Annotated in this window: 24 protein-coding genes; 4 read left to right on the forward strand and 20 right to left on the reverse strand. The window is 74.8% G+C overall.

The features are described from left to right. The first annotated feature begins 181 nt into the window (after positions 1–181). Together ABD994_RS07145 and ABD994_RS07150 are read left to right on the forward strand one after the other, a co-directional pair. Positions 182–1,717: a bifunctional phosphatase PAP2/diacylglycerol kinase family protein gene (locus ABD994_RS07145; protein WP_425550039.1), complete on the forward strand. Its 1,536-nt coding sequence runs from the start codon at positions 182–184 to the stop codon at positions 1,715–1,717. An 8-nt stretch (positions 1,718–1,725) separates the two neighbouring features. Next, positions 1,726–3,183 (forward strand): bifunctional phosphatase PAP2/diacylglycerol kinase family protein, encoded by a 1,458-nt coding sequence (locus ABD994_RS07150; RefSeq protein ID WP_345412307.1) that lies wholly within the window; start codon positions 1,726–1,728, stop codon positions 3,181–3,183. 13 nt (positions 3,184–3,196) lie between these two features. Here ABD994_RS07150 and ABD994_RS07155 read toward each other — a convergent pair whose 3' ends face one another. The 18 genes from ABD994_RS07155 to ABD994_RS07240 form a co-directional block, all read right to left on the reverse strand. After that, positions 3,197–4,075 carry an ABC transporter permease gene (locus ABD994_RS07155; protein WP_345412309.1) on the reverse strand — a complete coding sequence of 293 codons (879 nt, stop codon included), beginning with the start codon at positions 4,073–4,075 and terminating at the stop codon, positions 3,197–3,199. 3 nt (positions 4,076–4,078) lie between these two features. Further along, the gene (locus tag ABD994_RS07160) at positions 4,079–4,939 is read right to left on the reverse strand and encodes an ABC transporter ATP-binding protein (protein ID WP_345412311.1); all 861 of its coding nucleotides are present in this window, start codon (positions 4,937–4,939) and stop codon (positions 4,079–4,081) included. A gap of 53 nt (positions 4,940–4,992) precedes the next feature. Further along, complete coding sequence (locus ABD994_RS07165; RefSeq protein ID WP_345412313.1) at positions 4,993–6,039, reverse strand: ABC transporter substrate-binding protein; 1,047 nt, start codon at positions 6,037–6,039, stop codon at positions 4,993–4,995. Next, positions 6,036–7,160, reverse strand: coding sequence for an amidohydrolase family protein (locus tag ABD994_RS07170; protein ID WP_345412315.1), 1,125 nt, complete (start codon positions 7,158–7,160; stop codon positions 6,036–6,038). Before ABD994_RS07170 ends, ABD994_RS07165 begins: the two co-directional genes overlap by 4 nt. Then, a complete protein-coding gene (locus ABD994_RS07175; protein ID WP_345412318.1) occupies positions 7,157–8,260 on the reverse strand; it encodes an amidohydrolase family protein in 1,104 nt (367 codons plus the stop codon). Before ABD994_RS07175 ends, ABD994_RS07170 begins: the two co-directional genes overlap by 4 nt. Continuing rightward, positions 8,257–8,721: a Rieske (2Fe-2S) protein gene (locus tag ABD994_RS07180; RefSeq protein ID WP_345412320.1), complete on the reverse strand. Its 465-nt coding sequence runs from the start codon at positions 8,719–8,721 to the stop codon at positions 8,257–8,259. Before ABD994_RS07180 ends, ABD994_RS07175 begins: the two co-directional genes overlap by 4 nt. Next, positions 8,718–9,185, reverse strand: coding sequence for an aconitase X swivel domain-containing protein (locus ABD994_RS07185; RefSeq protein ID WP_345412322.1), 468 nt, complete (start codon positions 9,183–9,185; stop codon positions 8,718–8,720). The genes ABD994_RS07180 and ABD994_RS07185 overlap by 4 nt, the downstream gene beginning before the upstream one ends. After that, a complete protein-coding gene (locus ABD994_RS07190; protein ID WP_345412325.1) occupies positions 9,182–10,462 on the reverse strand; it encodes an aconitase X in 1,281 nt (426 codons plus the stop codon). Before ABD994_RS07190 ends, ABD994_RS07185 begins: the two co-directional genes overlap by 4 nt. Before the next feature lie 11 nt (positions 10,463–10,473). Continuing rightward, a complete protein-coding gene (locus ABD994_RS07195) occupies positions 10,474–11,790 on the reverse strand; it encodes an FAD-dependent oxidoreductase (RefSeq protein WP_345412327.1) in 1,317 nt (438 codons plus the stop codon). An 86-nt stretch (positions 11,791–11,876) separates the two neighbouring features. Beyond that, on the reverse strand, positions 11,877–12,833 hold the full coding sequence (locus ABD994_RS07200; RefSeq protein WP_345412330.1) for a LysR family transcriptional regulator: 957 nt from the start codon (positions 12,831–12,833) through the stop codon (positions 11,877–11,879). Positions 12,834–12,893: 60 nt separating this feature from the next. Beyond that, the gene (gene prcA / locus ABD994_RS07205; protein ID WP_345412333.1) at positions 12,894–13,706 is read right to left on the reverse strand and encodes a proteasome subunit alpha; all 813 of its coding nucleotides are present in this window, start codon (positions 13,704–13,706) and stop codon (positions 12,894–12,896) included. Between the two features lie 52 nt (positions 13,707–13,758). Then, positions 13,759–14,592 carry a proteasome subunit beta gene (gene prcB / locus ABD994_RS07210; protein ID WP_345412336.1) on the reverse strand — a complete coding sequence of 278 codons (834 nt, stop codon included), beginning with the start codon at positions 14,590–14,592 and terminating at the stop codon, positions 13,759–13,761. A gap of 157 nt (positions 14,593–14,749) precedes the next feature. Beyond that, complete coding sequence (locus tag ABD994_RS07215; protein WP_274194800.1) at positions 14,750–14,944, reverse strand: ubiquitin-like protein Pup; 195 nt, start codon at positions 14,942–14,944, stop codon at positions 14,750–14,752. A gap of 148 nt (positions 14,945–15,092) precedes the next feature. Continuing rightward, entirely contained in the window at positions 15,093–16,610 is a 1,518-nt protein-coding gene (gene dop / locus ABD994_RS07220; RefSeq protein ID WP_345412343.1) for a depupylase/deamidase Dop, read from the reverse strand. Between the two features lie 10 nt (positions 16,611–16,620). Next, positions 16,621–17,814, reverse strand: coding sequence for a multidrug effflux MFS transporter (locus tag ABD994_RS07225; RefSeq protein WP_345412345.1), 1,194 nt, complete (start codon positions 17,812–17,814; stop codon positions 16,621–16,623). Beyond that, entirely contained in the window at positions 17,811–19,061 is a 1,251-nt protein-coding gene (locus ABD994_RS07230; RefSeq protein ID WP_345412347.1) for an esterase/lipase family protein, read from the reverse strand. The genes ABD994_RS07225 and ABD994_RS07230 overlap by 4 nt, the downstream gene beginning before the upstream one ends. Before the next feature lie 38 nt (positions 19,062–19,099). Then, positions 19,100–20,917 carry a proteasome ATPase gene (gene arc / locus ABD994_RS07235; RefSeq protein ID WP_345412350.1) on the reverse strand — a complete coding sequence of 606 codons (1,818 nt, stop codon included), beginning with the start codon at positions 20,915–20,917 and terminating at the stop codon, positions 19,100–19,102. A 157-nt stretch (positions 20,918–21,074) separates the two neighbouring features. Beyond that, entirely contained in the window at positions 21,075–21,944 is an 870-nt protein-coding gene (locus ABD994_RS07240; protein ID WP_345412352.1) for a tRNA (adenine-N1)-methyltransferase, read from the reverse strand. 199 nt (positions 21,945–22,143) lie between these two features. Between ABD994_RS07240 and ABD994_RS07245 the strand changes: the two genes are divergently transcribed. Next, a complete protein-coding gene (locus ABD994_RS07245; RefSeq protein WP_345412355.1) occupies positions 22,144–22,977 on the forward strand; it encodes a RecB family exonuclease in 834 nt (277 codons plus the stop codon). A 5-nt stretch (positions 22,978–22,982) separates the two neighbouring features. Further along, the gene (locus ABD994_RS07250; RefSeq protein WP_425550040.1) at positions 22,983–23,783 is read left to right on the forward strand and encodes a thioesterase family protein; all 801 of its coding nucleotides are present in this window, start codon (positions 22,983–22,985) and stop codon (positions 23,781–23,783) included. Between the two features lie 4 nt (positions 23,784–23,787). Here ABD994_RS07250 and hisG read toward each other — a convergent pair whose 3' ends face one another. Then, complete coding sequence (gene hisG, locus ABD994_RS07255; protein WP_345412357.1) at positions 23,788–24,684, reverse strand: ATP phosphoribosyltransferase; 897 nt, start codon at positions 24,682–24,684, stop codon at positions 23,788–23,790. A 34-nt stretch (positions 24,685–24,718) separates the two neighbouring features. Further along, a complete protein-coding gene (locus ABD994_RS07260) occupies positions 24,719–24,982 on the reverse strand; it encodes a phosphoribosyl-ATP diphosphatase (protein WP_345412359.1) in 264 nt (87 codons plus the stop codon). Positions 24,983–24,998: the final 16 nt, after the last annotated feature.

The raw sequence follows: 24,998 nt of genomic DNA on the forward strand, positions 1-24,998 counted from the left end.
CTCCACCCTAGGTCAGTGGAGCGGGCTGCGGAGGACGCGGAGCGCAGCGGAGCCGGACCGGTCTGGAGGCTCGGCGATCGGCCGGGTCACGGTGCGTCGGGACCGGATCACTACGGTCGGTGCCGTGGCGCTCCCGGGACGCGAACTGGCATCGGACATCTCCCACGGCGTGGGGCGCCGGGTGCGCCAGGGGGCGCGCGGGAGCCGTCGCCGCCTCGCCGACGTCAACGACCAGGACTGCCGCATCACCACCGCGATCGGTCACCTGCCCTACACGGTGGCGGACCCTGCGCTGGGTGCGCTGACGCGCTCGGCCAACCACAGCAAGCTCTGGTTCGTGGCGGCGGGCGTCCTCGCCGCGGGCACCCGGCACACCCGCCGGGGCGCGCTGCGCGGCGTCCTCGCCATCGCCGGCGCGAGCCTGCTGGCCAACGGCGTGCTCAAGCCCCTGGTCCCCCGCCGCCGGCCCGCCGCCGAGCTCCTGCCGTCCCACCGGTCCCTGGACGACCCGCCGACCTCGTCGTCGTTCCCCTCCGGCCACGCGGCGTCCGCGGCGGCCTTCGCGACGGCCGTGGCCATGGAGAGCCCGAAGGCGGCGTCGTGGGTGGTCCCGCTGGCCGCCGCCGTCGCCTACTCGCGGGTGCACGTCGGCGTGCACTGGACCACCGACGTCGCCGCCGGCGTCGGGCTCGGCACCCTCGCCGCCCTGGCCACCCGGCGCTGGCTCCCGATCCGCGACATCGACGAGGCCGCCGCCCGCCCCGTCGCCGGCGCCCCCTCGCTGCCCGACGGCGAGGGGCTCGTCGTGCTCGTCAACACCCGTTCGGGCAAGGCGGGCGTCGACCCCCACGACACGCTGGCCACCGCCCTGCCCCGCGCCCGGGTGCTGCGCCTCGAGGACGGCGCCGACCTCGTCGAGACGCTGTCGTCGGCGGCGCGCGAGCCCGGCGTCCGCGCGCTCGGCATCGCCGGCGGCGACGGGTCGGTGGCCGCCGCCGCCCGGGTCGCCGAGGACCTCGACCTGCCGCTGGCCGTCGTCCCGGCGGGCACGCTCAACCACTTCGGACGCGATGTCGGGGTCTACGACACCCAGGAGGCCATCGACGCGACCGGCGCGGGCGAGGCCGTCGCGGTCGACCTCGGCGAGCTGCGCGTCCACGCCGACCTGGAGGGTCGCCAGGAGCCCCGGCGCATCGTCTTCGTCAACACCTCGGCGTTCGGCGGCTACCCGGAGATGGTCCGGCTGCGCGAGGAGTGGCAGAAGACCTGGGGCAAATGGCCCTCCGCGATCGCCGCGCTGCTCGTCACGCTCAAGCGCAGTCGGCCCATCCGTGTCCGCCTCAACGGCGTGGAACGGTCGGTGTGGATGCTGTTCGTCGGCAACGGGCCGTACGTCCCGACCGGGATGGTGCCGTCGTACCGCCCCCGGCTGGACACCGGCGTGCTGGAGGTCCGTTACCTGCGCGCCGACCGGCGGTTCGCCCGCGTCCGGGCGTTCCTCGCGCTGGCCACGGGCGTGCTCGGGCACAACCGGATCTACCAGGAGAGCGCCATGCGGTCGCTGGACATCGAGCTGCTCGACGGCCCCGTCGACGTGGCGGCCGACGGCGAGGTCGTCGGCCGCGGCCGGCGCCTGCGCTACCGCGTCGCCGACCACCCCGTGCCGGTCTACCGGCGCGACGAGGCGCTGTGGCCGCAGCGCGCGACCGGCCGCTGAGCCGGCCCGTGACCTCCCGCCTCCCCCTCTGGCTCGAGCGACTCGACCGCACCGCGGACCGCGGCCTGCTCTGGGCCGTGGTCGCCGGCGGTCTCGTGGCGTCCGGGCGGGGACCCCGCCGACGTGCCGGCGTGCGCGGCGTCATGGCCGCCGCGGCGACCTCGGGGATCGCCCACGGGCTGGCCAAGCCCCTGCTCCCGCGGGCCCGCCCGTGGGGACGGCGGTTCCCGTCGGCGCACGCGGCGTCGTCGTCGGCGTTCGTGCTGGCCGCGGCCATGGAGTCGCCCGTGCTGGGCGCCGCGCTGGTGCCGGTGGCGGTCGGCGTGTCCGCCGCGCGGATCTCCCTGGGCGAGCGGACGGTCGAGGACGTGCTGGCCGGCGCCCTGCTCGGCGCCGGCGTGGCGGCCCTGACCCGGCGCTGGTGGCCGGTGGTGCGCCACGCGCCCGCCCGCGCCCGCCCCGCCGGCGACGCCCCGCCGCTGGCCGACGGCTCCGGGCTCGTCATCGTGGCCAACAGCTCGGCCGGCACCCCGGGCGCGCTGGAGACGCTGGGCCAGATCGTGGCCCCCGTGCTCGGCGCCGACGAGCCCGAGGAGGACGCGCCCCCGGCGCCGCCGTCGGCGATCCACGAGGTCCTCCCCCGCGCCCAGGTGATCGTCCCCGAGGCCGGCGTCGACTTCGTCGAGGAGGTCGAGGCGGCCCTCGACCGCCCGGCCCCCGACGGCATCGCCCCGCGCGCGGTCGGCGTGGCCGGCGGCGACGGCTCGGTGGCGGCGCTGGCCGGGCTCGCGCAGCGCCGCCGGGTTCCCCTGGTGGTGCTGCCCGAGGGCACGCTCAACCACTTCGCCCGCGACGTCGGCATCGACGACACGCCCTCGGCGCTCGCCGCGGCCCGCGACGGCGAGGCCGTGCTCGTCGACGTCGGGGTGGTCGACATGGCCTCCACCGAGAACGGGGTCGACCGCACGGTCGCGTTCGTCAACACCGCGAGCCTCGGCGGCTACCCCGACATGGTCCGGCTGCGCGAGCAGTGGGAGGACCGCTGGGGCAAGTGGCCGTCGGCGGCGTTCGCGCTGGTCCGCGTGCTGGCCGAGGCGAGCCCGCTCGTCGTCGAGCTCGACGGCCGCCGGCACACGATCTGGCTGCTCTTCGTCGGCAACGGCGGTTACGAGCCCCGCGGCATGGCCCCGCTGTTCCGTCCGCGCCTCGACGCCCGGGTGCTCGACGTGCGCTACCTGCGGGCCGACGTGCCCTTCTCCCGCACCCGGTTCGTGCTCTCGGTGCTCGGCGGGACGCTCTCGCGCAGCCGCGTCTACACGGCGATGTCGCGCACGCGGCTCTCGGTGCGCGTCGTGGGCCCGGCCGTCGGGCTGGCCACGGACGGCGAGGTGCAGCCCGACGCGGACCGGTTCACCTTCCGGATAGCGCCGGGTGCCATCCCGGTCTACCGCCCGCCCGAGGTGTAGCCCGCCTCCCTGCTCAGACCCCGGTGCGCACCGAGTCGTGCCAGGGGATCACGAGCTTCTTCACCGTCGTCACGGCGACGTAGAGCAGCGAGCCCAGCACCGCGAGCAGGACGATCACGGCGAACAGCCGGGGCGCGTCGAGGGCGTTGAGGCTCGACACGACGAGGTAGCCGAGGCCCTCGCTGCCGCCCAGGTACTCGCCGACGATCGCGCCGATCACCGAGAACACGATGGCCACCTCGGCGCCGGCGAAGACGTAGGGCAGCGTCGTCGGCAGCTCCATGTCGCGGAACGTCGCCCACCGCCCCGCGCCCAGGCCCCGCATGACGTCGCGGTGCCCGCGGTCCACCGAGCGCACCCCGAGCATCACGTTGAGCATGATCGGGAAGAACGCCAGCAGCGCCGCCATGATGATCTTCGAGGTGGGCCCGAACCCGAACCAGATGACGAAGATCGGGACGAACGCCACCTTCGGCACGACCTGCAGGGCGACCAGCGCCGGCTGCACCGCGCGCTGCAGCCAGGCGATGCGCCCGAGGGTCGCGCCGACGGCGACCCCGACCACGAGGGCGATGCCGAAGCCCGCCAGCACCTCGAGCAGCGTGACGCCGATGTGGCCGCCGATGTCGGGGTCGGCGAACAGGTCGCCGAGCGCCCCGACGACCGCCGCGGGCGCGGGGAGGATGAACTCCGAGACGCCGACGACGGACACCGCGAACTGCCACACCCCGAGCAGCGCGAGCAGCATCAGCGGCCCGCTGACCCACGGCAGCCGTCGCATCCAGGGCGACTCGCCCTCGGCCGGGGTGGCGTCGGCGTCGAGGGGGCGCGGCGGGGCGCCGTCGGTGCGGGTGTCGGTGTCCCGGGCCGGAGAGGTCGTCGAGGTCGTCACCGTTCAGTCCTCCTCGTCCAGCTGGCGGCGCAGCCCGACGACGAGCTCGCCGAACTCCGGGGTGGCCTCGACCTCGACAGTGCGGGGCCGCGGCAGGTCGATCGGGGTGATCGACCGGATGCGCCCGGGCCGCGGCGTCAGGAGCACCACCCGGTCGGCGAGGAACACCGCCTCGCTGATCGAGTGCGTCACGAACACCACGGTCGTCCCCGAGGACGCGTGGATGTGCTGCAGCTCGAGGTTCATCCGGTCGCGGGTCATGGCGTCCAGCGCCCCGAAGGGCTCGTCCATGAGCAGCACCGACGGGTCGCAGGCCAGGGCGCGCGCGATCGCCGCCCGCTGGCGCATGCCGCCGGAGAGCTCGCGGGGGTAGGAGTCCTCGAACCCCGTCAGCCCGACCGTCGCGCACAGCTCGCTCGCCCGGGCCCGCCGCTCCGCCCTGCCGACCCCGCGCAGCTTGAGCGGCAGCGCCACGTTGTCGACCACCGTGAACCAGGGGAAGAGGTTGGCCTCCTGGAACACGAGCCCGAACTCGGCGAACACCGCGTCGTCGCGGCGCCCGGCCACCCACGCGGGTCGGTCCCCGGCCTCGACCGTGCCCGCGGTCGGCGCGAGCAGGCCCGACAGGACCCGCAGCAGCGTCGTCTTCCCGCACCCCGAGCGCCCGACCAGCGAGACGAACTCGCCCCGGGCCACCTCGAGGTCGATGCCCGACAGGGCGTGCACGTCGCCGCGCCGCGTCGTGTAGGTCTTGTCCACGCCCGCGACGCGCAGCCCTGCGGCGCGCGGGACGCCGGGCTCGGTGGCCTCCTCGGCCGGTGGTGGTGGTGCCCACGTCGCCGTGGGGGCCTGGTGCGTCGTCATCGCCGCCTCCTTCACCTGGTGCGGTGCGTTGCTCGGGTGGCCGTCCGTCCCGGTCAGGACGGTGCGGCGGGCGCGAGGGTGGTGTCGATCCAGCGGTTCGGGTCCAGGCCCCCGGGGAGCTGCCCGACGCCGACGATCTCGCCGTAGGTCTGCTGCCAGCGCTGGGGCGAGATGCCCGTCAGGCTCGCGCCGCCGGTGTAGGAGTCGACGTAGCCCGCGAGCGCGAGGCGCGCGGTCTCCGGGTCGCGCAGTGCGGGGACCTGGTACTTCCCGCCGATCGCGGCCATGGTCCCGGCGAAGCCGTTGGCCTCGTCGGCCACGATGAACCGCACCGCGTCGTCGATGGCGGCGAGGTAGCGGCGCAGCTTGTCCTGCTCGGCGGGGTCCTGGGCGGTCCGCGCGGACGTCGCGTAGATCTGCGAGCCCGCCGAGATCGACTGGTTGGGGTCGAGGACCACGGCCTGGGGGCGCGTGCGCTGCAGCAGCACCGCGGTGTCCAGGGAGACCATGTAGCCGTCGATGCGCCCCGAGGTGAGCAGGTCGAACACCCCGGGCGCGAGCCCGACCACCTGACGCCGGACCTCGGCCGCGGGCACGCCGGCCGACGCGGCGAGCAGGTCGAGCGTGATCGAGCTCGTCCCGCCCTCCGACGGGGTCCCGATGAGCTTGCCGCGCAGCTGGGCGGGCTGGGTGATCGGGTCGTCGTTCGCCGAGACCACACGGATCGTGCCGCGGTGGATGACCTCGCCGATCCCGAGGAGCGGCGCCTGGCGGTTGCCCGCCGCGATCATGGTCTCGATGTCGCCGATGCGGCTGATCTCCGCGGACCCCGCGAGCAGCGTCTGGATCGCCGGGGCGGAGCCCTGTGTCGTCTCGAACCGGACCTCGAGCCCGCGGGCGGCGAAGAACCCGCGCGTGTCCGCGATCAGCTCCGGGGCGTAGGACAGCGACTCGAGCGGCAGGATGTTGAGGAACGTCATCCGCTGCCGGCCGTCGTCGGTGGTGTCGCCCTGCCCGCAGCCGGCGAGGACCGCGCACGCGACGAGCACGGCCGCGAGCACGCGGAACCAGGGTCGGCGGAGCCTTCGGGTGGGGGTCATCGGGGGGCCTCCTCGCGCCGCTGCGATGGGGTGGACGTGCCGGTGCCGCGACCGCGGCGGAGCAGGAAGTCCTCGGCGGTGCCGCCCAGGACCGCGGCGCGCCCGGCCGGGTCGAGCGCCGCGAGCAGGCGGGCGGCGCCGTCGCCGTGGACGTGGGGGTGGTCGCCCGCGTACATGACCAGCCGGTCGGCGCCGATCACCGCGAGCGCGTCGGCGAGCTCGCCGGCGGCGGCCGGCAGGTGGGCCGGGGTGCTGGTGAAGCGCACCTGCTGCTGCAGGTACGACGACGGTGGGCGGCGCACCCAGGGCACCTCGCGCCAGATGCCCTTCCACTCCTTGTCGAGCCGCCACAGCAGCGGCGGCAGCCACGAGAACCCGCACTCGGCGACGACCACCCGCAGGTCGGGCAGCCGGTCGAGGGCACCCTCGACGACGAGGCTGGTGAGCTGCGCCTGGGCGAGGTGGCCCTGGGAGAGGTAGTCGGCGAGGTAGGTGTGGGTGAACCCGGTGGGGGTGGCCGCGCTCCCCGCCCGGCCCCACGCGTGCAGGGTCACCGCGAGCCCGGCCGCCACCGCGGCCTCCAGCACGGGCAGGAAGCGGCGGTGGCCGTAGCGGTGGTCGTGGCCCCGGACCGGGAGCAGCACCTGGACGAACCGCGGGTCGTCCGCGCGCCGATGGATCTCGGCGACGGCCGCCTCCGGGTCGCCGGACGGGACCGCGACGCTGCCGCGCAGCCGGTCGTCGCGGTCGAGGAAGTGCTCGACGACCCAGTCGTTGAGGGCCCCGCACAGGGCGGCGTCGTAGTAGGGGTTGCGGCTGACGTCGAACGCCGAGGTGGCGCTGAGCACCGCCGCCCGCACCGGCACCCCGCCGGGCGCGGGCACGTCGAGCACCCGCTCGCGCAGCGTCGCCAGGTCCGCCGGGGCGGGGCCGTCGGTCGCGCCGGGCGGGTAGGCACCGGCCTGCGCGGGGTCGAGGCGCAGGGCGGCGCCCTCCGCGTAGTCGCGCCAGAACGGGGCGAGGTGGGGCATCAGGGCGTCCAGCGACGCCGGCGCGACGTGGGTGTCGGTGTCGACGGCCCCGGCCACCACGTCCACCGCGTCCACCGCACCGGCCGTCACGGCGTCCCCTCGGGCAGTTCGAGGCCGTAGAGCGCCGCGCCCGTGCGCGCCATCATCGGCCGGCGCAGGTCGGCGGGCAGGACGCGCAGCGCCGTCACCGGGTCGTCGAAGTCCCAGTGCGGGTAGTCCGAGGCGAAGAGGATGCGCTCGGCGAGCCCGCTCTGGCGGATCGTCACCGCGAGGTGCTCGAGGTTCTCCGGCTCGTCGATCGGCTGCGTGGTGAACCAGCACCGCTCGCGCACGACCTCCGAGGGCGGGCGCCGCAGCCACGGCACGTCGTCTCCGAACCGCGCCCAGGCCTCGTCGAGGCCCCACAGCATCGACGGCACCCACGTCAGCCCGCCCTCGACGAGCACGAGGCGCAGGTCCGGCACGGCGTCGAGCACGCCGCCGGCGACGAGCGTGGTCAGCGCCATCGCCATCGCGTTGCCGTACCAGCCGTGCTGTTCGAGGTAGAACGACGGCCAGCCGTCGCCGCGGTGGCTCTCCGTGCCGCCGAGGTGCATCCCGATCGGCAGGCCGGCCTCGGCGGCGGCGGCGAGCACCGGGCGGTACTTGGCGTCGGTGAGCGGGAGGTGCGTGCCGCTGGGGAAGAGGACCTGGACGAACCGGGGGTCGCCGGCCCGGCGCTCGATCTCGGCGATCGCCTGCTCGGGCGACTCGTGGGCGAGGCAGATGCTGGCGCGCAGGCGCGGCTCGGGGTCGAGGAAGTCGGCGACCAGCACGTCGTTGAGCGCGCGGCACAGGGCGGCGGCGAAGTCCGGCTCCTCGGCGCCCCAGGTGTGGCCCTGCAGCGGGATGAGCACGCCGGCCAGCACGTCGTAGGGGTCGAGCAGCTGCTCGCGCAGCATCCCGAGGTCGCTGCCCGGGGGCCCCGCGGCGGGGTGGGAGTCCGCGCGCATGCCCCCGTTGCGGGTCCGCGGGTAGATCGCGGGCGGCGGGGCCCCGCGCACGCCGAAGCGCTCGTAGCGGCGCCGCCACGGCTCGGGCAGCTCGCGGGCCAGGCGCTGCGGCGTCACCGCGGGGTGGATGTCGGCGTCGACGACGGGCGTGCGCGACGCGCGGCGGGGCCGGGCGGCGGCCGGCAGGGTGTCGGTCACGGTGTCTCCTCCGCCCCGGCGGCCGGGGCTGGTCGACGTGCGGAGGTGTCGACGACGACCACGCGGTCCTCGACGGTCACGGCGTAGGTGTCCGCGACGTAGGGGCCGGGGACGCGGCCGGTGGCGGGGTCGGCGGGCGCGACCTCGGCGGGGTAGCTGCGCACGGGCGCCTCGCCCGGGCCCAGGAACGACTGGCCGGTGGTGACGTCGTACTCCCAGCCGTGCCAGGGGCAGGCGACGAAGAGCCGGTCGGGGTCGAGCGCGACCTCGCCGGGCGCGCCGGCGGTGGCGAGCGGCGCGACGCGGCCGCGGCACAGCGGGCCGCCCTGGTGCGGGCAGTGGTCGGCCAGCGCGTAGTACTCGTCGCCGACGCGGAACACCCCGATCGAGCGCCGCCCGACCTGCACGACGCGGTGCTCTCCGGGGGCCAGCTCGTCGGCGCGCATCACCGCGACCCTCATCGGTCCTCCCCCGCCGCGGTGGCCGGGCGGTCCAGCAGCTCGACGACCCCGGCCGTCGCGTCGAGCCGGATGCGGTCGCCGGTGCGCAGGACCGCGACCGGGTCGGCGTCGAGGTCGCTGAGGGCCGGCACGCGGGTGACCACGGCCCCGAGCGCCGCCTTCGTCGTCGTGACCGCGAAGACCATGCCGATCGGCGCGGTGCCCACCAGCCGGGTGGTCTGGAAGAAGCCGGACCAGCCCGAGGACCCCTTCGCGCCGGGGAAGACGAGGATCTTCCCGGAGAAGCAGACGCCGGCCAGCGGGTGGCGGGCCTCGATGATCGTGCCGGTGGCGGGGTCGATGCCGCCCCAGCCCGAGATCGTCTCCGGGGACACGAGCGCCTCGCCGGTGACGACGCCGGGGACGACGGTGCGCCCCCGCAGGACGACGTCGGGGCGGATCGCGGGGCGCTGGAGGTCGGTCACCGCAGCTCACCCCGCCAGCGGCCGGTGACGGCGGCGTCGACGCACTCGGCGGTGGTGCCGAACCACGCCTCGATGCCGAGGATCGCCGGCAGGTAGTGCGCCTGCTTCGCCGAGTCGGTGGCGAACACCCGGGTGCCGTCGGGCGCGGTGCGCGACATGGCCGGGCACGAGTCGGTGAGCACCCGCCCGCCGGCCGCCTCGATCAGCGCGGTGTAGCCGGAGCGCTCGGCGACGGCGGCCAGCGCCCGCGGCGCCATGATCCACAGCTCGGTGCCGTCGGCGAGGTGCCGGCCCTCGAGGGCGCGGGCGGCGTCGCGGATCTGGTCCAGCGACGCGTGCGGGCAGCCGAGCAGCACGAAGTCGACGTCCTCGCTGCTGCCCTGGTCGTTGAGCCGCGCGTAGGCGGCGCGGCGCTCGGCCGCCCCGAAGACGACGGTCTCGGGCGGCGTCCGGCCCCCGAACGCCGCCGCGGTGTCCGGCGCCTCCGGGGTGATCCCGGGGACGTGGTACATCTCCACCCCGCCCGACGACGCCGCGGCCGCGCCGAAGTGCTTGAGGTCGGTGAGGTCGGGCAGCGCGAGGTCGCCGGTGACGACGGGCCGGCCCTCCTGCACCGCGTCGCCCACCGCGTAGCCGAGCAGCCCCCAGTCGAGGAAGGTCTCGACGGGGGTCTCGACGCGCACGTGGTGGGTGCCGAGGCGCTCCTCCTCGCGGTGGTTGCCCCAGCACGGGATGCGGCCGGTCAGGCTCGCCGCACCGGTCGACGCGCCGCCCTCGCAGTTGGTGCGCGCACCGAGCACGCTGTTGGCGTAGACGACCGCCGAGGACTCCATCCAGGCGCAGTGCTCGCCCCGCACGGGCAGGTTGCCGACCTGGTAGGGCGTGCAGGTGGCGAGCACCGAGACCCCGCGGGCCCCGACGAACGCCTCGCCGTCGTCCTGCAGCGCCACCATCTCGGGGGCGTAGGGCGCGACACCGAGCGCGTCGCGGCCGAAGCCGTGCTGGAGCTGGCAGGTGGGGACGGCCATCGGCGGGATCGGCAGCGTCTCGTCGGCGTCGAGGTTGATCAGCGAGAACGCCCGGTCCCAGCCGCCCTCGGCGACCAGCCGGGCCTTCACCGGGGAGGGCTGGGTGGTCGTGCCCGCGACGTTGCGGACGTCGCAGAGGCGCTCGGCGTCCAGGGCCTCGCCGTAGCGGACCAGCAGGTCCATCGCGGCCGCCACCGCGGGCCCCTCGTCGCCGTCGCGCCGGCGGCGGTCGTCGTCGGTGAGGATCATCGCGGGTCGCCTCAGCCCTCGACGTTGGGGCGGATGCGGTCGGTGAGCTCCGCGGTCCGGCGGGTCGCGACGTCGTGGACGGTGCCGTCCGGACCGGCGAGGTCGAGGACGTGCGCCGCCGCGTGGCCCATCGCCGCGCAGGGGCCCATCACCCGCACGCTGGAGAGCGCGGCGGCGTCGCCGTCGACGCAGCGGCCCGCGACCAGCAGGTTCGCGGTGTCCGGCGGCGTCATCGCGCGCAGCGGCACGTAGTGCACGTGGTCGGGCCCGAAGGTCTCCCACACGTAGCCGGCGGGGGTGTCGTGCAGCTCGATCGGCCAGGCCGTGCGGGCCACCGCGTCGGGGAAGCGGGTGCCGGCCCGCACCTCGTCCACCGTGAGCTGGTGGGCCGCCGCGACCCAGCGCGTCTGGCGTCGCCCGGGCAGCCCGTACGAGCGGACCGTCGCCTTGCCGAACACCTCGGGGAACTCGGCGCGCAGGAACGCCACGACGCGGTCGGCCTGCGCCTTGCCCTCGAGCTGCGCCTCGGCGGCGGCGATCGGGTCGAGCGGGGCCTCGATGTGGGTCATGTTGAGCACGGCGGTGCCGCGGCCGGGGAAGTAGAACGCGAGGCCGTCGTGGCGGCGCAGCCCGTACTCGGCGGCCTTCGCCGCGACCCGCGCCGCGAGGTCCGCCGGCTCGGGCGGGTCGGACTCGTCGAGGTGCTCGACGACCAGCTGCTGGCTGCCGTAGATCTCCCGCTCCGGCAGCCGGCAGGGCAGCCCCGCGGCCCAGCACAGCGCGGCGTCGCCGCTGGCGTCGACGAACCCGTGCGCCCGGACGTCGACCGCCCCGTAGCGGGTGGCGAACCGCGCGCCGACGACCCGCTCGCACTCGCGGTCGACGCCCACCAGCGAGGCCCCGGTGAGCACCTTGATGCCGTGCTCGCGGACGGTGTCCTCCACCCAGCGCCCGAGCCGGACCTCGTCGTAGCCGACCGTGACCGTGTGGCCGACGCGGTAGAAGAGGTCCCCGCTCGCCCCGAGGTCGGTGAAGATGTCGTCCAGCAGCCCGTAGGTCAGCCGGCGGAGCTCCGGGGCGTTGCCGAACGCGCCGCAGAACAGCCCGATCAGCGAGTTCACCATCTGCCCGCCGAGCGCCGGCAGCGCGTCGACGAGCACCACGTCGCGGCCCAGGCGCGCCGACTCGACCGCGGCGGAGAGCCCGGCGATGCCGGCCCCGACGACGCAGACGTCCGCGTCGACCCGGTGCTCGGCGGCGTCGGCCGGGTGCAGGACCGCATCGCGCACGACGGTGCGGACCGGGAGGTCGGTGAGCGGGTGCGGCATGCGTCACACGCTAGGAAGGGGCGTCGACCGCGCGGAAATAGCGATTCGCGCTGCCCCACCATCAATGCCGTTGATGGTGGGTGCGGTCAGGCGGCGGCACCGAGCTCGACGAGGAGCTCGCGCAGCCAGCGGTGGGCGGGATCGCCGTCGAGGTCGGCGTGCCACCACAGCCGCTCCCGGATCTCCGCCGCGGCCGTGGCGCGCTCGGAGGCCGGGGCCTCCCGCACCACCAGGCCCAGGCGCGGGGCGACCTCCCGCGCGAGCCGCTCCTGCACCAGGGCCACCCGGTCGGTGCCGGCGACGAGGTGGGGCACCCCGAGGTAGCTCTCGACGCGCACGCGGGTGTCGGGCTCGATCCCGAGGCGGGCGAGCTCGCGGGTCATCGGCACCGCGGTGGAGAACCCGCGGTCGGGGGCGAACGGCACCACCCAGGGCAGGGTGGCCAGCACGGCCGGGGTGAGCTCGTCGTCGGCGGCGGGGTGGCCGGCGTCGAGCAGCAGGACCCACCGGTCCCGGAACAGCTCGACCGAGTGCAGGTCAGGGCGGTCGAAGCGCGGCGACGGGGGCGCGATCACCCCGTCGATCAGCCGGCTCGTCTCGGCGATGTCGGCGGTGAACGCCTCGCGCACCAGCCGCAGCCGCAGCTCCACGCCGGGCGCGCGCGCCGCGAGCGCCGAGGAGAGCGCGGTCCCGAGCACGGCGATCGTGTAGTCGGCGAGCAGCAGGGTGAAGCCGCGCCGGGTCGTGGCGGGGTCGAACCGCCGGCCCGTGGAGAACAGGCGCTCCGCCGCGGCGCACACGCCCTCGACCTGCTCGGCGAGCTGCGCGGCGAGCGGGGTGAGCACGTAGCTGCCGTGGTGGCGGGTGAGCAGCTCGTCGTCGAAGTGGCGGCGCAGCCGGGACAGCGCGGCACTCGCGGCCGGCTGCGTGATCCCGACCCGCGCGGCCGCCCGGGTCACGTTGCGCTCGCGCAGCAGCTCCCGCAGCGAGACCAGCAGGTTGAGGTCGAGGTTCGCGAGGTGTGACGCCGCCGGTGCCCGCACCTGCCCAGCCTGGTGTCCCCGCGCCCGGGACGGAAGGCCATCCGCGGCATCGATACCGCGTCAGGCCGAGGGGTCGGCGCCTCCCGCGCCCGAGACCTCGTCGCCGGCGCCGGTGTCGTCGGCCGGGGTCTCGGCCGGCTCGGTCGCCGCCTGCTCGCCGCTGGGCAGCAGGGCGGCGAGGGCCGCCCCGGTGACGCGGCGGAACGCGCGGCGCGGGCGGCGGGTGCGGTCGAGGACGGCGACCTCCAGGGCGTCGACGCCCAGCGTGCGGTCCTCGGTGCTCGACGACCCGCTCGACGAGCCGTTGGCGGCCTGCAGGGCCTCGAGGGCGATGCGCAGCGCCTCGCCGAGCTCGAGCCCCTCGGAGTACGAGCTCCGCAGGGCCGCGGAGATCGGCTCGGTGGTGCCGCCCATCACCACGAAGCGCGGCTCGTCGGAGATCGAGCCGTCGTAGGTGATGCGGAAGAGCTTGTCGCGCTCCGGGGTGTCGCCGACCTCGGCGACGCACAGCTCGACCTCGAACGGCTTCTGCTGCTCGATGAAGCTGGCGCCGAGGATCTGGGCGTACGCGTTGGCCAGCGACCGGCCCGAGACGTCGCGGCGGTCGTAGGAGTAGCCGCGCACGTCGGCGAAGCGGATGCCGGCGGTGCGCAGGTTCTCGAACTCGTTGTAGCGCCCGACGGCCGCGAACCCCAGCGCGTCGTAGATCTCCGAGACCTTGCGCAGGGAGTTCGAGCGGTTCTCCGCCACGAAGAGCACGCCGCCGGCGAACGTCAGCACGACGACGCTGCGGCCCCGCGCGATGCCCTTGCGCGCGAGGTCCGAGCGGTCGCGCATCAGCTGGTCGACCGACGCGTAGAACGGCATCGTCATGGCGGGGAGCGCTCCTGGGTCTGTGGGCTCGGTGGAGGGGGAAGGGTGCTGCTCAGCCGCCCGGACGCTCGCGGCGTCCGGCGACGACGGCCTCGGCGACGGCGGCCGTCTCGTCCTCGGGCAGCTGCACCGCGCCCTCGGCGTCGATGGTGACCACGATCGGGTAGATCGCGCGGATGGTGTCCGGGCCGCCGGTGGCGCTGTCGTCGTCGGCGGCGTCGTAGAGCGCCTCGACGAGGGTGCGCACGACGTCGTCGCGCGAGCCGTCCGGGTCGTGACGCTTCTTGAGCGACGACTTCGCGAACAGCGACCCGGAGCCGACGCCCGCGTAGTGGGTCTCCTCGCTGCGGCTGCCGACGACGTCGTAGGAGACGATGCGCCCGGCGCGGGCCGGGTCGGCGGCGTCGACGTCGAAACCGACGAACAGCGGCACGAACGACAGGCCCTGCATGGCGGCGCCGAGGTTGCCGCGCACCATGCCGGCCAGCTTGTTGGCCTTGCCGTCGAAGGTGAGCGGGACGCCCTCGATCTTCTCGTAGTGCTGCAGCTCGACGGTGAACAGCCGGACCGCCTCGACGGCGATCCCGGCGGTGCCCGCGATCCCCGCGGCCGACCAGTCGTCGGTGACGTACACCTTCTGCATGTCGCGCTGGGAGATCAGGTTGCCCATCGTGGCGCGGCGGTCGCCGGCGATGGCGACGCCGCCGGAGAACGTGGCGGCGACGATCGTCGTGCCGTGGGGGGCCACCGGTCCCGCCTGCTCGGCGGTCACCGGCCGCGCCGTCGCGCCGGGCAGCAGGTCGGGCCGCACCTCCCGCAGGAAGTCGACGAACGAGGCCGTCCCGGCGGAGAAGTAGGCCGGGGGCAGGGCCGACGAGGGCTCCATCGGTGGGGCGCTCCTAGGGCAGGTGTGTCGGGGCAGGTGTGCGGGGCAGGTGTGTCGGGGAATGGACCGCCGCCCCCGCGGCTCGACCAGGGCGGCCGTGCCACGGGGGCGGCGTGGTGTCTCTGTGGTGCCGGCGGGCTCGGGGCTCGCCGGGAGGTTACTGGCCGCCCTTCTGGACGTACGCCCGGACGAAGTCCTCGGCGTTCTCCTCGAGCACGTCGTCGATCTCGTCGAGGATCGTGTCGACGTCCTCACCGAGCTTCTCGCGGCGCTCCTGGCCGGCGGCGGTCGAGTCCTCGCCGCCGTCGCCGTCGTCGCCCCCGCCCTGCCGCTGGGTCTGTTCCTGCGCCATGGGGTGCCTCCCGGGGTCCCTTCGTACAGCGAGGTACTGCAGTTCGAACCCTACAGATCGGGAGCGACGTCCGCCCGCGTCAGCCCACGCGCCGGCGGCGCTGGACGCGCGACGGAGGAGCGCCGGGCTGCGGCGCCTCGGCGCGCGACTACCCCCGCGTGAGGGCCTCCACCAGCGCCGTCGCGTCCGCGGAGTTGTCGATGAGCTCCCCGACGTGCCCGCGGGTGCCCCGCAGCGGTTCCAGGGTGGGGATGCGCACGAGCGACTCCCGGCCCAGGTCGAAGATGACGGAGTCCCACGACGCCGCGGCGACCTCCGCGGGGTAGCGCTCGAGGCACCGGCCGCGGAAGTACGCGCGCGTGTCCTCCGGCGGGTGGGTGACGGCGGAGCGGACCTCGTCCTCGCTGACCAGGCGCTTGATGGACCCGCGGGCCACGAGCCGGTTGTAGAGGCCCTTGCCCTGCCGGACGTCGGCGTACTGCAGGTCGATGAGGTGCAGCTTCGGCGAGTCCCAGGGCAGGTTGTCGCGCTGCTGGTAGCCCTGCAGCAGGTTGAGCTTGGCCACCCAGTCGAGGCGGTCGGCGCAGCGCAGCGGGTCGGTGCCGAGGTCGTCGAGCACCTGCTGCCAGGTGTCGAGCACCTCACGGGTCATCGGGTCGATCTCGCCGTCGCCGCTGGTCTCCTCGTGCTTCCAGGCGCGCTCGAGATAGGCGTGCTGGAGGTCCAGCGCCGTCATCCTGCGGCCGTCCGAGAGCTCGACGGTGGTCTTCAGCGTCGGGTCGTGGCTGATGCGGTGCACCGAGCGCACGGGCTCGAGCAGGCGCAGGTCGTCGAACCGGACGCCGGCCTCGATCATCGAGAGGACCAGCGCCGTCGTGCCGACCTTGAGGTACGTCGAGTACTCGGCCAGCGTCGCGTCGCCGATGATGACGTGCAGGCGCCGGTACTTGTCGGCGTCGGCGTGCGGCTCGTCGCGGGTGTTGATGATGCCGCGCTTGAGCGTCGTCTCCAGGCCGACCTCGACCTCGATGTAGTCGGCGCGCTGGGAGAGCTGGAACCCGGGCTCGTCGCCGGACGCCCCGAGACCCACCCGGCCCGCGCCGACCACGACCTGCCGCGACGCGAAGAACGGCGTCAGGCCCGTGATGATGGTGGGGAACGGCGTCTGGCGGGCGCACAGGTAGTTCTCGTGGGAGCCGTAGCTCGCGCCCTTGTTGTCGATGTTGTTCTTGTAGAGCTGGATGCGCGGGGTGCCCGGGACGGTGGCGGCCCGCTCGGCGGCGTCCTCCATCACCCGCTCCCCCGCCTTATCCCAGATCACCGCGTCGCGCGGGGTGGTGACCTCGGGGGCGGAGAACTCCGGGTGCGCGTGGTCGACGTAGAGCCGCGCGCCGTTGGTGAGGATGACGTTGGCCGCGCCCAGGTCGTCGAGGTCGCCCGCATCGGGCGGCGGGCCGGCACTCGGGCCCAGGTCGAAGCCCCGGGCGTCGCGCAGCGGCGACTCGACCTCGTAGTCCCACCGCGCCCGGCGGGCCCGCGGGACGTCCGCCGCGGCCGCGTAGGCCAGCACGATCTGCGTCGAGGTGATCACCGGGTTCGCCGCCGGGTCGCCGGGGACGGAGATGCCGTACTCGATCTCGGTGCCCATGATGCGGCGTGCCGTCATGGCCCCGACCCTACGTCGCCGCGCGTCCTGCGGTGCGCCACAGGACCCCGAACACGACCGCGCCCAGCACCACCGCGGCCGCCATGGTGGCCGCCATCGGCACCGCCGAGCGCCCGCCCGCGAGGCCCACCAGCGGCGCGGTCCCGGCCCCGACGAGGAACTGGGCCGTGCCGAGCAGGGCCGACGCGCTGCCGGCGTGCTCGGGGTGGTCGGCGAGGGTCAGCGTCGTGGCGCTGGGCAGGACCTGACCCACCCCGACGACGGTCACGAACAGCCCGGCGACGATGCCGCCCAGCCCGGCGTCGAGCAGCGCCGAGGCCAGCAGCACCCCGGTGCCGAGCACGGCGATGCCCAGGCCGCCGACGAGCAGGCGCTCGGGTCGCACCCGCCCGGAGCCCGCCAGGCGCCCGGCGAGCTGCACCGACGCCACGATCCCGACCGAGTTGGCCGCGAAGACCCCGGAGAACGCCTGCGGCGAGAGCCCGTAGAGGTCCTGCAGCACGAAGGTCGAGCCGGAGATGTAGGCGAACATCGCCGAGAACAGCAGACCGGCGGCCAGGACGCACGCCAGCACCCGGCGGTCGGCCAGCAGCACGCGGAACGACGCGATCGTGGCCGCCGCGCTGCCCGCCCGCCGCCGGGTCGGGGGCAGCGACTCGCGCACGAGCGCCAGCACCGCCAGCCCGGACAGCGCCCCGTAGACGGCGAGGACCACGAACACGCCGCGCCAGCTGGTCACCCGCAGGAGCTGCCCGCCGAGCACCGGCGCGACGATGGGGGCCACCCCGGAGACGAGCATGAGCGTCGCGAACGCCCGGGCCGAGCGCGTGGCGTCGCTGGTGTCGCGCACTACCGCCCTGGCCACGACGATCCCGACCGCCCCGAGCAGCCCCTGGGCCAGGCGCAGCGCGACGAGGACCTCGATGCTCGGCGCCACCGCGCACAGGGCCGACACCACCGCGAACCCGGCCGCGCCCACGAGCATCGGGCGCCGCCGCCCGAGCACGTCGGAGAGCGGGCCGGCCACCAGCTGGCCCAACGCCAGCCCGACCAGGCACGACGTCAGCGACAGCTGCGCCACCGACGGCGTCGTCGCGAGGTCGGCGGTGAGGGCCGGCAGCGCCGGCAGGTAGGTGTCCAGCGACAGCGGGGCCGCGGCGGTGAGGGCGCCGAGCACCACGAGGCGCGCGCGGCGCCCGCTCACGGGGCCGGCTCGTCCTCGTCGTCGGGGGCCGTCAGCCAGCGCATGAGGTGCTCGTGCACGTCCGGGTCGTTGAGCAGGTGGAAGTGGTGCGACGACGTCAGCGGCTCGACGTCGGTCAGCGCGCCGCGGGCCGAGTCGACGGGCACCAGCAGGTCGCCGAGCGCGTTGGCCAGCGGGTGGTGCTCGGAGCTCGTGACACAGGCGGCCACGGCGTGGTGCGACGCGTGGGCGAGCAGCGGCACCTCGGTGTCCGACACCCCGGCCACGAGGTCGCGGATGCCCGCCGAGCGGCGGTCGAGGAACTCGCCCCACGTGCGCGACCGGGACCACCGCGAGAGCTGCGTGGCCAGCTGGTCGACGCGGTGGGCCAGGGGCGCCCCGCGGTGCGGCGAGCCGAGGTAGATCATCCGCCGGACGGCGCCGACCCACGGCTGACCGGTCTGCACGGCGTGGTGGCACGCGTGGCGCAGGACCAGCCCGCCCATGGAGTGCCCCACGAGGTCGAGGCGGCTCACCTGCTCGGGCCAGCGTCGCCACAGGTCGGTGAGCACCATCGAGAGCGCGGCACCGTTGTCGGCGATGCGCAGGCCGGTGTTGTAGCGCAGCAGCAGCGGCGTGGCGCCCGTCGCCGAGGCGACGCGCTCGGCGTAGCCCTCCCCCGCGCTGGCCTCGCCGTAGAGCCGCCAGGCGTGCTCGGTCTCGCCGAGGCCGTGGACGAACAGCACGAGGCGGGTGAGGTCGCGGTCCGGGTGGTCGCACACCACCGTCCGCAGGGCCTCGGGGTCGGTCGGCAGCTCGCCGTACTGCTCGCCGTAGGAGTCGGCCACCGTGGCCGTGTACAGCGTCATGGGGACGGCGAGGTCGTTGTCGAGGGCGACCATGTGGTCGCCGACCAGCCCGTTGATCGCCCCGGTGAGCACGGCGCCGCGCGGCGACCCCGTGATCGGGCGCCACTCGCCCGGACGGGCCAGCGCCGCGGCCGCGCCGACGCCGCGCCCGGCGAGGTGCGAGATGCCGCGGACGGCGGCGTAGACGCCGGTGCTGATGCCGTCGTGCATCACCTGCACGGGCTTCGAGGCCGGCCCGAGCCCGACGCGGCGCAGCGCGCCGAACACCGTGCCGGCGATCGCCTCGTGGGTGCCCTGCACCGGCCGGGAGATGATGTCGACGGCCTCCGACGCGACACCGGCCGCCCCGCGGACCTCGTTGCGGTCCTGGCGGGACGGCCGGCGTGCGCTGTCGGTCATGCCCTACACGGTACCCACTGTCACAGGTACCGGCCCGGTCACAGGTACTGGCCGGTGTTCGACGCGGTGTCGATCTCCTTGCCCTGCGTCGCTCCCTTGCCGGTGACGAGCGTGCGGATGTAGACGATCCGCTCGCCCTTCTTGCCCGAGATCCGCGCCCAGTCGTCCGGGTTGGTCGTGTTGGGCAGGTCCTCGGACTCGGCGAACTCGTCGACCACGGCGTCGAGCAGGTGCTGCACCCGCAGACCGGGCTGCGAGCTCTCCAGCTCGGACTTGATCGCCGACTTCTTCGCCCGCCCGACGATGTTCTCGATGACCGCGCCGGAGTTGAAGTCCTTGAAGTACAGGACCTCCTTGTCCCCGTTGGCGTAGGTGACCTCGAGGAACCGGTTGTCGTCGGTCTCGGCGTACATCCGCTCGACGACCCGCTCGATCATGCCCTCGAGGCAGGCCGCGCGGTTGCCGCCGAACTCGTCGACGTCGTCCTCGTGCAGCGGCAGGCCGTCGATCAGGTACTTCGCGAAGATGTCCTGGGCCGCCTCGGCGTCCGGACGCTCGATCTTGATCTTCACGTCGAGCCGGCCCGGCCGCAGGATCGCGGGGTCGATCATGTCCTCGCGGTTCGAGGCGCCGATCACGATGACGTTCTCGAGCCCCTCGACACCGTCGATCTCGCTCAGGAGCTGGGGCACGATCGTCGTCTCGACGTCGCTCGACACGCCGGACCCGCGGGTGCGGAAGATCGAGTCCATCTCGTCGAAGAACACGATCACCGGGGTGCCCTCGGACGCCTTCTCGCGCGCCCGCTGGAAGATCATCCGGATGTGCCGCTCGGTCTCGCCGACGAACTTGTTGAGCAGCTCCGGGCCCTTGATGTTGAGGAAGTGCGCCTTGACGTCGCGGCTGTCCTCGCCGCGCGTCTCGGCGACCTTCTTCGCCAGCGAGTTGGCCACGGCCTTGGCGATGAGCGTCTTGCCGCACCCGGGCGGGCCGTAGAGCAACACGCCCTTGGGCGGACGCAGCTGGTAGGTCCGGAACAGGTCGGCGTGCAGGAACGGGAGCTCCACCGCGTCGCGGATGGAGTCGATCTGCCGCGAGAGCCCGCCGATGTCGGTGTAGGCGACGTCGGGGACCTCTTCGAGGACGAGCTCCTCGACCTCGGCCTTCGGCACCTTCTCGTAGGCGTAGCCCACGCGGGTGTCGACCATCAGCGAGTCGCCGGGCTTGAGCTCCGGCCCGCCCGCGGCGAGCAGCGACTCGGCCAGGTGGACGATCCGCTCCTCGTCGGCGTTGCCGATGATGAGCGCGCGGTTCCGGGTGCCGTCCTCCTCGGTGAGGATCTCCCGGAGCGCGACCACCTCGCCGATGCGCTCGTAGCTGCCGGCCTCGACCACGGTGAGCGCCTCGTTGAGCCGCAGGGACTGCCCGCGGACCAGGTCGGCCACCTCCACCGCCGGCGAGACGGCGACGCGCATGCGGCGGCCGGACGTGAACACGTCCACCGTCGAGTCCTCGAACGCCTCGAGGAAGACGCCGTAGCTCGACGGCGGCTGCGCGAGACGGTCGACCTCCTCGCGGAGCGCCACGAGCTGGGCCCGGGCCTCCTTGAGGGTCTCGGTGAGCTTGTCGTTGCGTTCGGTCAGCTGGGCGACGCGCTGCTGCGCCTCGCCGAGACGCTGCTCGAGGATGCGCGCGTGCCGAGGGGATTCGGTCAGCTTGCGACGCAACAGCGCGACCTCGTCCTCGAGGAAGCGCACCTGTGCTGCCATGTCCGCCGAGCCGCGGTCGTGTCGCTCGCCGCGGCCGGCGTTGTCTGCCCTGTCGGATCGGCCCCTGGGGTCGTCGTCAGCCGTCACGGCGCCCTCCTCCGCTACTCCGTGGCTAGAACCGTACCCGCGAATCGAGGTGTCCGTGGAGTAGCGCGCCGGTGACGGAGTTCTCACGCACCCCTCTTGCGTCAGGTCACCCAGGGTGAGTCTTCGGGCACCTGGGGACGTCGCCGTGCACGGAGGGTCAGCCTCGGCTCGGTCGGCGCTGGACGCGGGGTGGCGTGACGCCGTCGGCCAGCCGCCGCGCGGTCACCAGGAACGCGGTGTGGGCGATCATGCGGTGCTCCGGACGGACGGCCAGACCGACCGCGTGCCACGGCCGCACCATCGCCTCCCACGCCTGCGGCTCGGTCCAGCAGGCCTGCTCGCGCAGCGCCTCCGTCAGCGTCGAGAGCTGGGTCGTGGTGGCCACGTAGCCGACCAGCACGCCGCCGGGCACGAGCGTCTCCCGGACCACCGGCAGCACGTCCCACGGCGCCAGCATGTCGAGCACGACGCGGTCGGCGGTCCCGTCCGGCTCCGTGGGGTCGTGGTCGGCGAGGTCGCCCACCCGCAGGTCCCAGGTGTCGGGGCGTTCACCGAAGAAGCGCTCGACGTTGGCGACCGCGTGCTCGGCGTGGTCGGCGCGGACCTCGTAGGACCGCACGTGGCCCGAGGGGCCGACCGCGCGCAGGAGGCTGCAGGTCAGCGCGCCGGACCCCGCCCCGGCCTCGAGCACCCGGGCGCCCGGGAAGACGTCGCCCCACATGAGGATCTGCGCGGCGTCCTTCGGGTAGATGACCTGCGCCCCGCGCGGCATGGCCAGCACGTAGTCCGGCAGCAGCGGCCGCAGCGCGAGGTAGGGGGTGTTGGCGGCGGAGTGCACGACGCTGCCCTCGGGGGCGCCGATCAGCTTGTCGTGGTCGATGGCGCCGCGGTGGGTGTGGTAGCTCTGCCCCCGCTCGAGGACGAGGCTGAAGTGCCGTCCCTTGGGGTCGGTGAGCTGCACCCGGTCCCCGGGGAGGAACGGCCCGCTGCGCGCGGGACCGCGCTCCTCACCCACCTCGTTCTGCACGGCGGCACACCCTAGGCACCGGTGCGTGGGTCCCCGCGCGGCAGGGCGGCGCTCGCGACGAGCGCAACGTGCCGCTCGCGGTCGCGGGCGGGCGGGGTGAGGGAGCGGCCCGGCAGAGGTCAACCCGCCCCCACGGTCGCCGTGGAGATCGACAACGACCGTGAGGGCGGTGTCGGGGCGGTCATCTAGCCTGCGGATCGTGAGCACGGAGCTGGGAGCAGAGGTCGCGGCCCCGCCGCGCCCGCCGGCACTCTCGCCGTCGCGGGCGGTCGACTTCCGGCGCTGCGCCCTGCTCTACCGCTTCCGCGCGGTCGACCGGCTGCCCGAGACGCCGTCACCCGGGGCGCTGCGGGGCACGCTCGTCCACGCGGTGCTCGAGCGGCTGCACGGGCTCGCGCCCGACGAGCGCCGGCCGGAGACGGCGCAGCAGCTCGCCCGCACCCTCCTCGACGAGCTCGACGACGCGGACCGCGACCGCCTCGGCGACGACGCCGCGGCCCGGCTCGACGCCCTGCTCGCGGGCTACTACGCCGTCGAGGACCCGCGCACGGTCACGGCGGAGGGCCGGGAGCTGCGGGTCGAGGCGGAGATGGAGGACGGCACGCCCCTCCGCGGCTACCTCGACCGCCTCGACGTCGGGCTCGACGGGCTCACGGTGGTCGACTACAAGTCCGGTCCCGCGCCGCCGGTGCGCGGCGAGGGGCGCGCGATGTTCGGCGTGCGCTTCTACGCGCTGCTGCTCGCACGCACGCGCGGGGTCGCACCCACCGTGCGCCTGCTGCACCTCGGGGACGCGACGACGCTGACGCTGCGGCCCACGCCCGGCGAGCTCGAGCGGTTCGCCGGCGTCCTGCGCGCCGTGTGGGCCGCGATCCGGCGCGCCGCCCCCACCGGCGACTTCCGTCCGAACCCCGGGCCCGGCTGCGGGTACTGCGCGCACCGGCCCCTCTGCCCCGCCTGGGACGGCACGCCGCCGCCCTACCCCGGCTGGCCCGGGATCCCGCTCCCCCGCACCGGAGAGACGCCCTCGTGACCCTCGTGACCGACCCGTTCCTCCGGCTGCTGCCGCCCGCGGCGGACGACCCGCCGGACGCCCAGCGGGTGCTCGCCACGGGCTCCACCGCGGGGCCGTGGTTCCCCGACGGCCAGCACATGGGCCCGCCGAGTGCCCTGCTGGTCCGGGCCCTGGAGCGCTGCGCGCCGCGCGCGGAGATGGTGCTCTCGCGCCTGACCGTCGAGGTCCTCGGCCGGGTGCCGATGGGCGAGCTGACCGTCACCAGCCGGGTCGAGCGGGCCGGGCGCACCATCGAGCTGGTCGTCGCCGAGCTCGCGGCGTCGGGTCGGGCGGTGGCGCGGGCCAGCGGCTGGCGCCTCGGCGTCACCGACACGACGGCGGCCGCGACGGCCCCCGGGCCGGGCCTGCCGGGGCCGGACGAGGGCCGCGTCATCCCGACGCCGGAGGGGTGGCTGCCGGGCTACCTCGACGCGCTGGACTGGCGCTGGCTCGCCGGGCACCTCGGCGAGTCCGGTCCGGGGCGCGCCTGGGGCCAGCTGCGGGTGCCCGTCGTCGAGGGCGAGGAGCCGACGCCGTGGCAACGCCTGGCCGCGGTCGCCGACTCCACCAACGGCGCCGCCGCCCGCCTCGACCTCAACGACTGGCTCTTCGTCAACACCGACCTGACGCTGCACGTCCACCGGCCGCCGCGCGGCGAGTGGATCGGGCTCGACGCCGACAGCGTCATCGGGCCCGAGGGCGCGGGCACGGCGTTCTCGGTGCTCCACGACGAGCACGGGCCGGTCGGCCGGGCCGCGCAGGCCCTGACCGTCCGGCCCCGCTAGCGCGTCAGCGGCCGTTCTGCGGGACGCCGATGGCGCGGCAGGACTGCAGCGACGACGTCACGATGCCCGTGGCGCCGAGGTCGGCGAGCTCGTCCATGATGTCGTTGACCCGCTTGCGCTCGACCATCGCGCGGACGGCGACGAACTTGTCGTTCGAGAGGGGCGCGACCGTCGGCGACTCGATGCCCGGGGTCAGCTCGACGGCGCGGTCGAGCAGGTCCACCGGGCAGTCGTAGTCGAGCATGACGTAACGGCGGGCGTAGACGACGCCGCGCAGGCGCTCCACGAACCGGCTCTTGGCGCGCTCGGTGTCCGGGGTGTCGGGCACCTGGTCGAACTTGGCGTTGCGGTCGATGATGACCGCCTCCGACTCGGTGATCGGCTCGCCGATCGCGGTCAGCCCGTGCTGCGCCAGCGTCCGCCCGGAGCTCACGACGTCGGCGATGGCGTCGGCCACCCCGAGCTCGATCGAGATCTCGACCGCGCCGTCGAGCCGGATCACGTCCTTGGCCGCGATCCGCTGCTGCGCCAGGTTCGCGCGGACGAGCCGCGGGTAGGACGTCGCGATCCGCTTGCCCGCGAGGTCCTGCACCGTCCACTCGTTGCGCGTCGGCGCCGCGTAGCGGAACTTCGACTGCCCGAACCCGAGCTGGAGCAGCTGCTTGACCGACGCGCTCGACTCCTCGGTGAGGTCGTGGCCCGTGATCCCCAGGTGCAGCTGGCCCTCGGACACGTAGGTCGCGATGTCCTTCGGGCGCAGGTAGAAGAAGGTGACGCTGTTGGCCTCGTCGTGCAGGCTCAGGTCGCGGCTGTCCGCACGTTGCCGGTAGCCGGCGTCGCGCAGCATCGTCGACGCCTCCTCGGCGAGGGATCCCTTGTTCGGGACGGCGACGCGGAGCATGGTGCTTCTCCTCCTGACACCGGATCGGTGTCCACTACAGGTGCTTGTACACCTGGTCGAGCGTGAGCCCGCGCCCCAGCATGATCACCTGGACGCGGTAGAGCAGCTGGGAGATCTCCTCGGCCAGCTTGTCGTCGGACTCGTACTCGGCCGCGATCCACACCTCGCCGGCCTCCTCGAGCACTTTCTTGCCCTGGGCGTGCAGCCCGTCATCGAGGGCGGCGACGGTCCCCGACCCGGTCGGACGGTCACGTGCCTTGACGGCGAGCTCGGAGAAGAGCTCATCGAAGGTCTTCACGTCGAGCCATCGTCGC

The sequence above is a fragment of the Actinomycetospora chlora genome (assembly GCF_039542135.1).
In the GTDB taxonomy this organism is placed as follows: domain Bacteria; phylum Actinomycetota; class Actinomycetes; order Mycobacteriales; family Pseudonocardiaceae; genus Actinomycetospora; species Actinomycetospora chlora.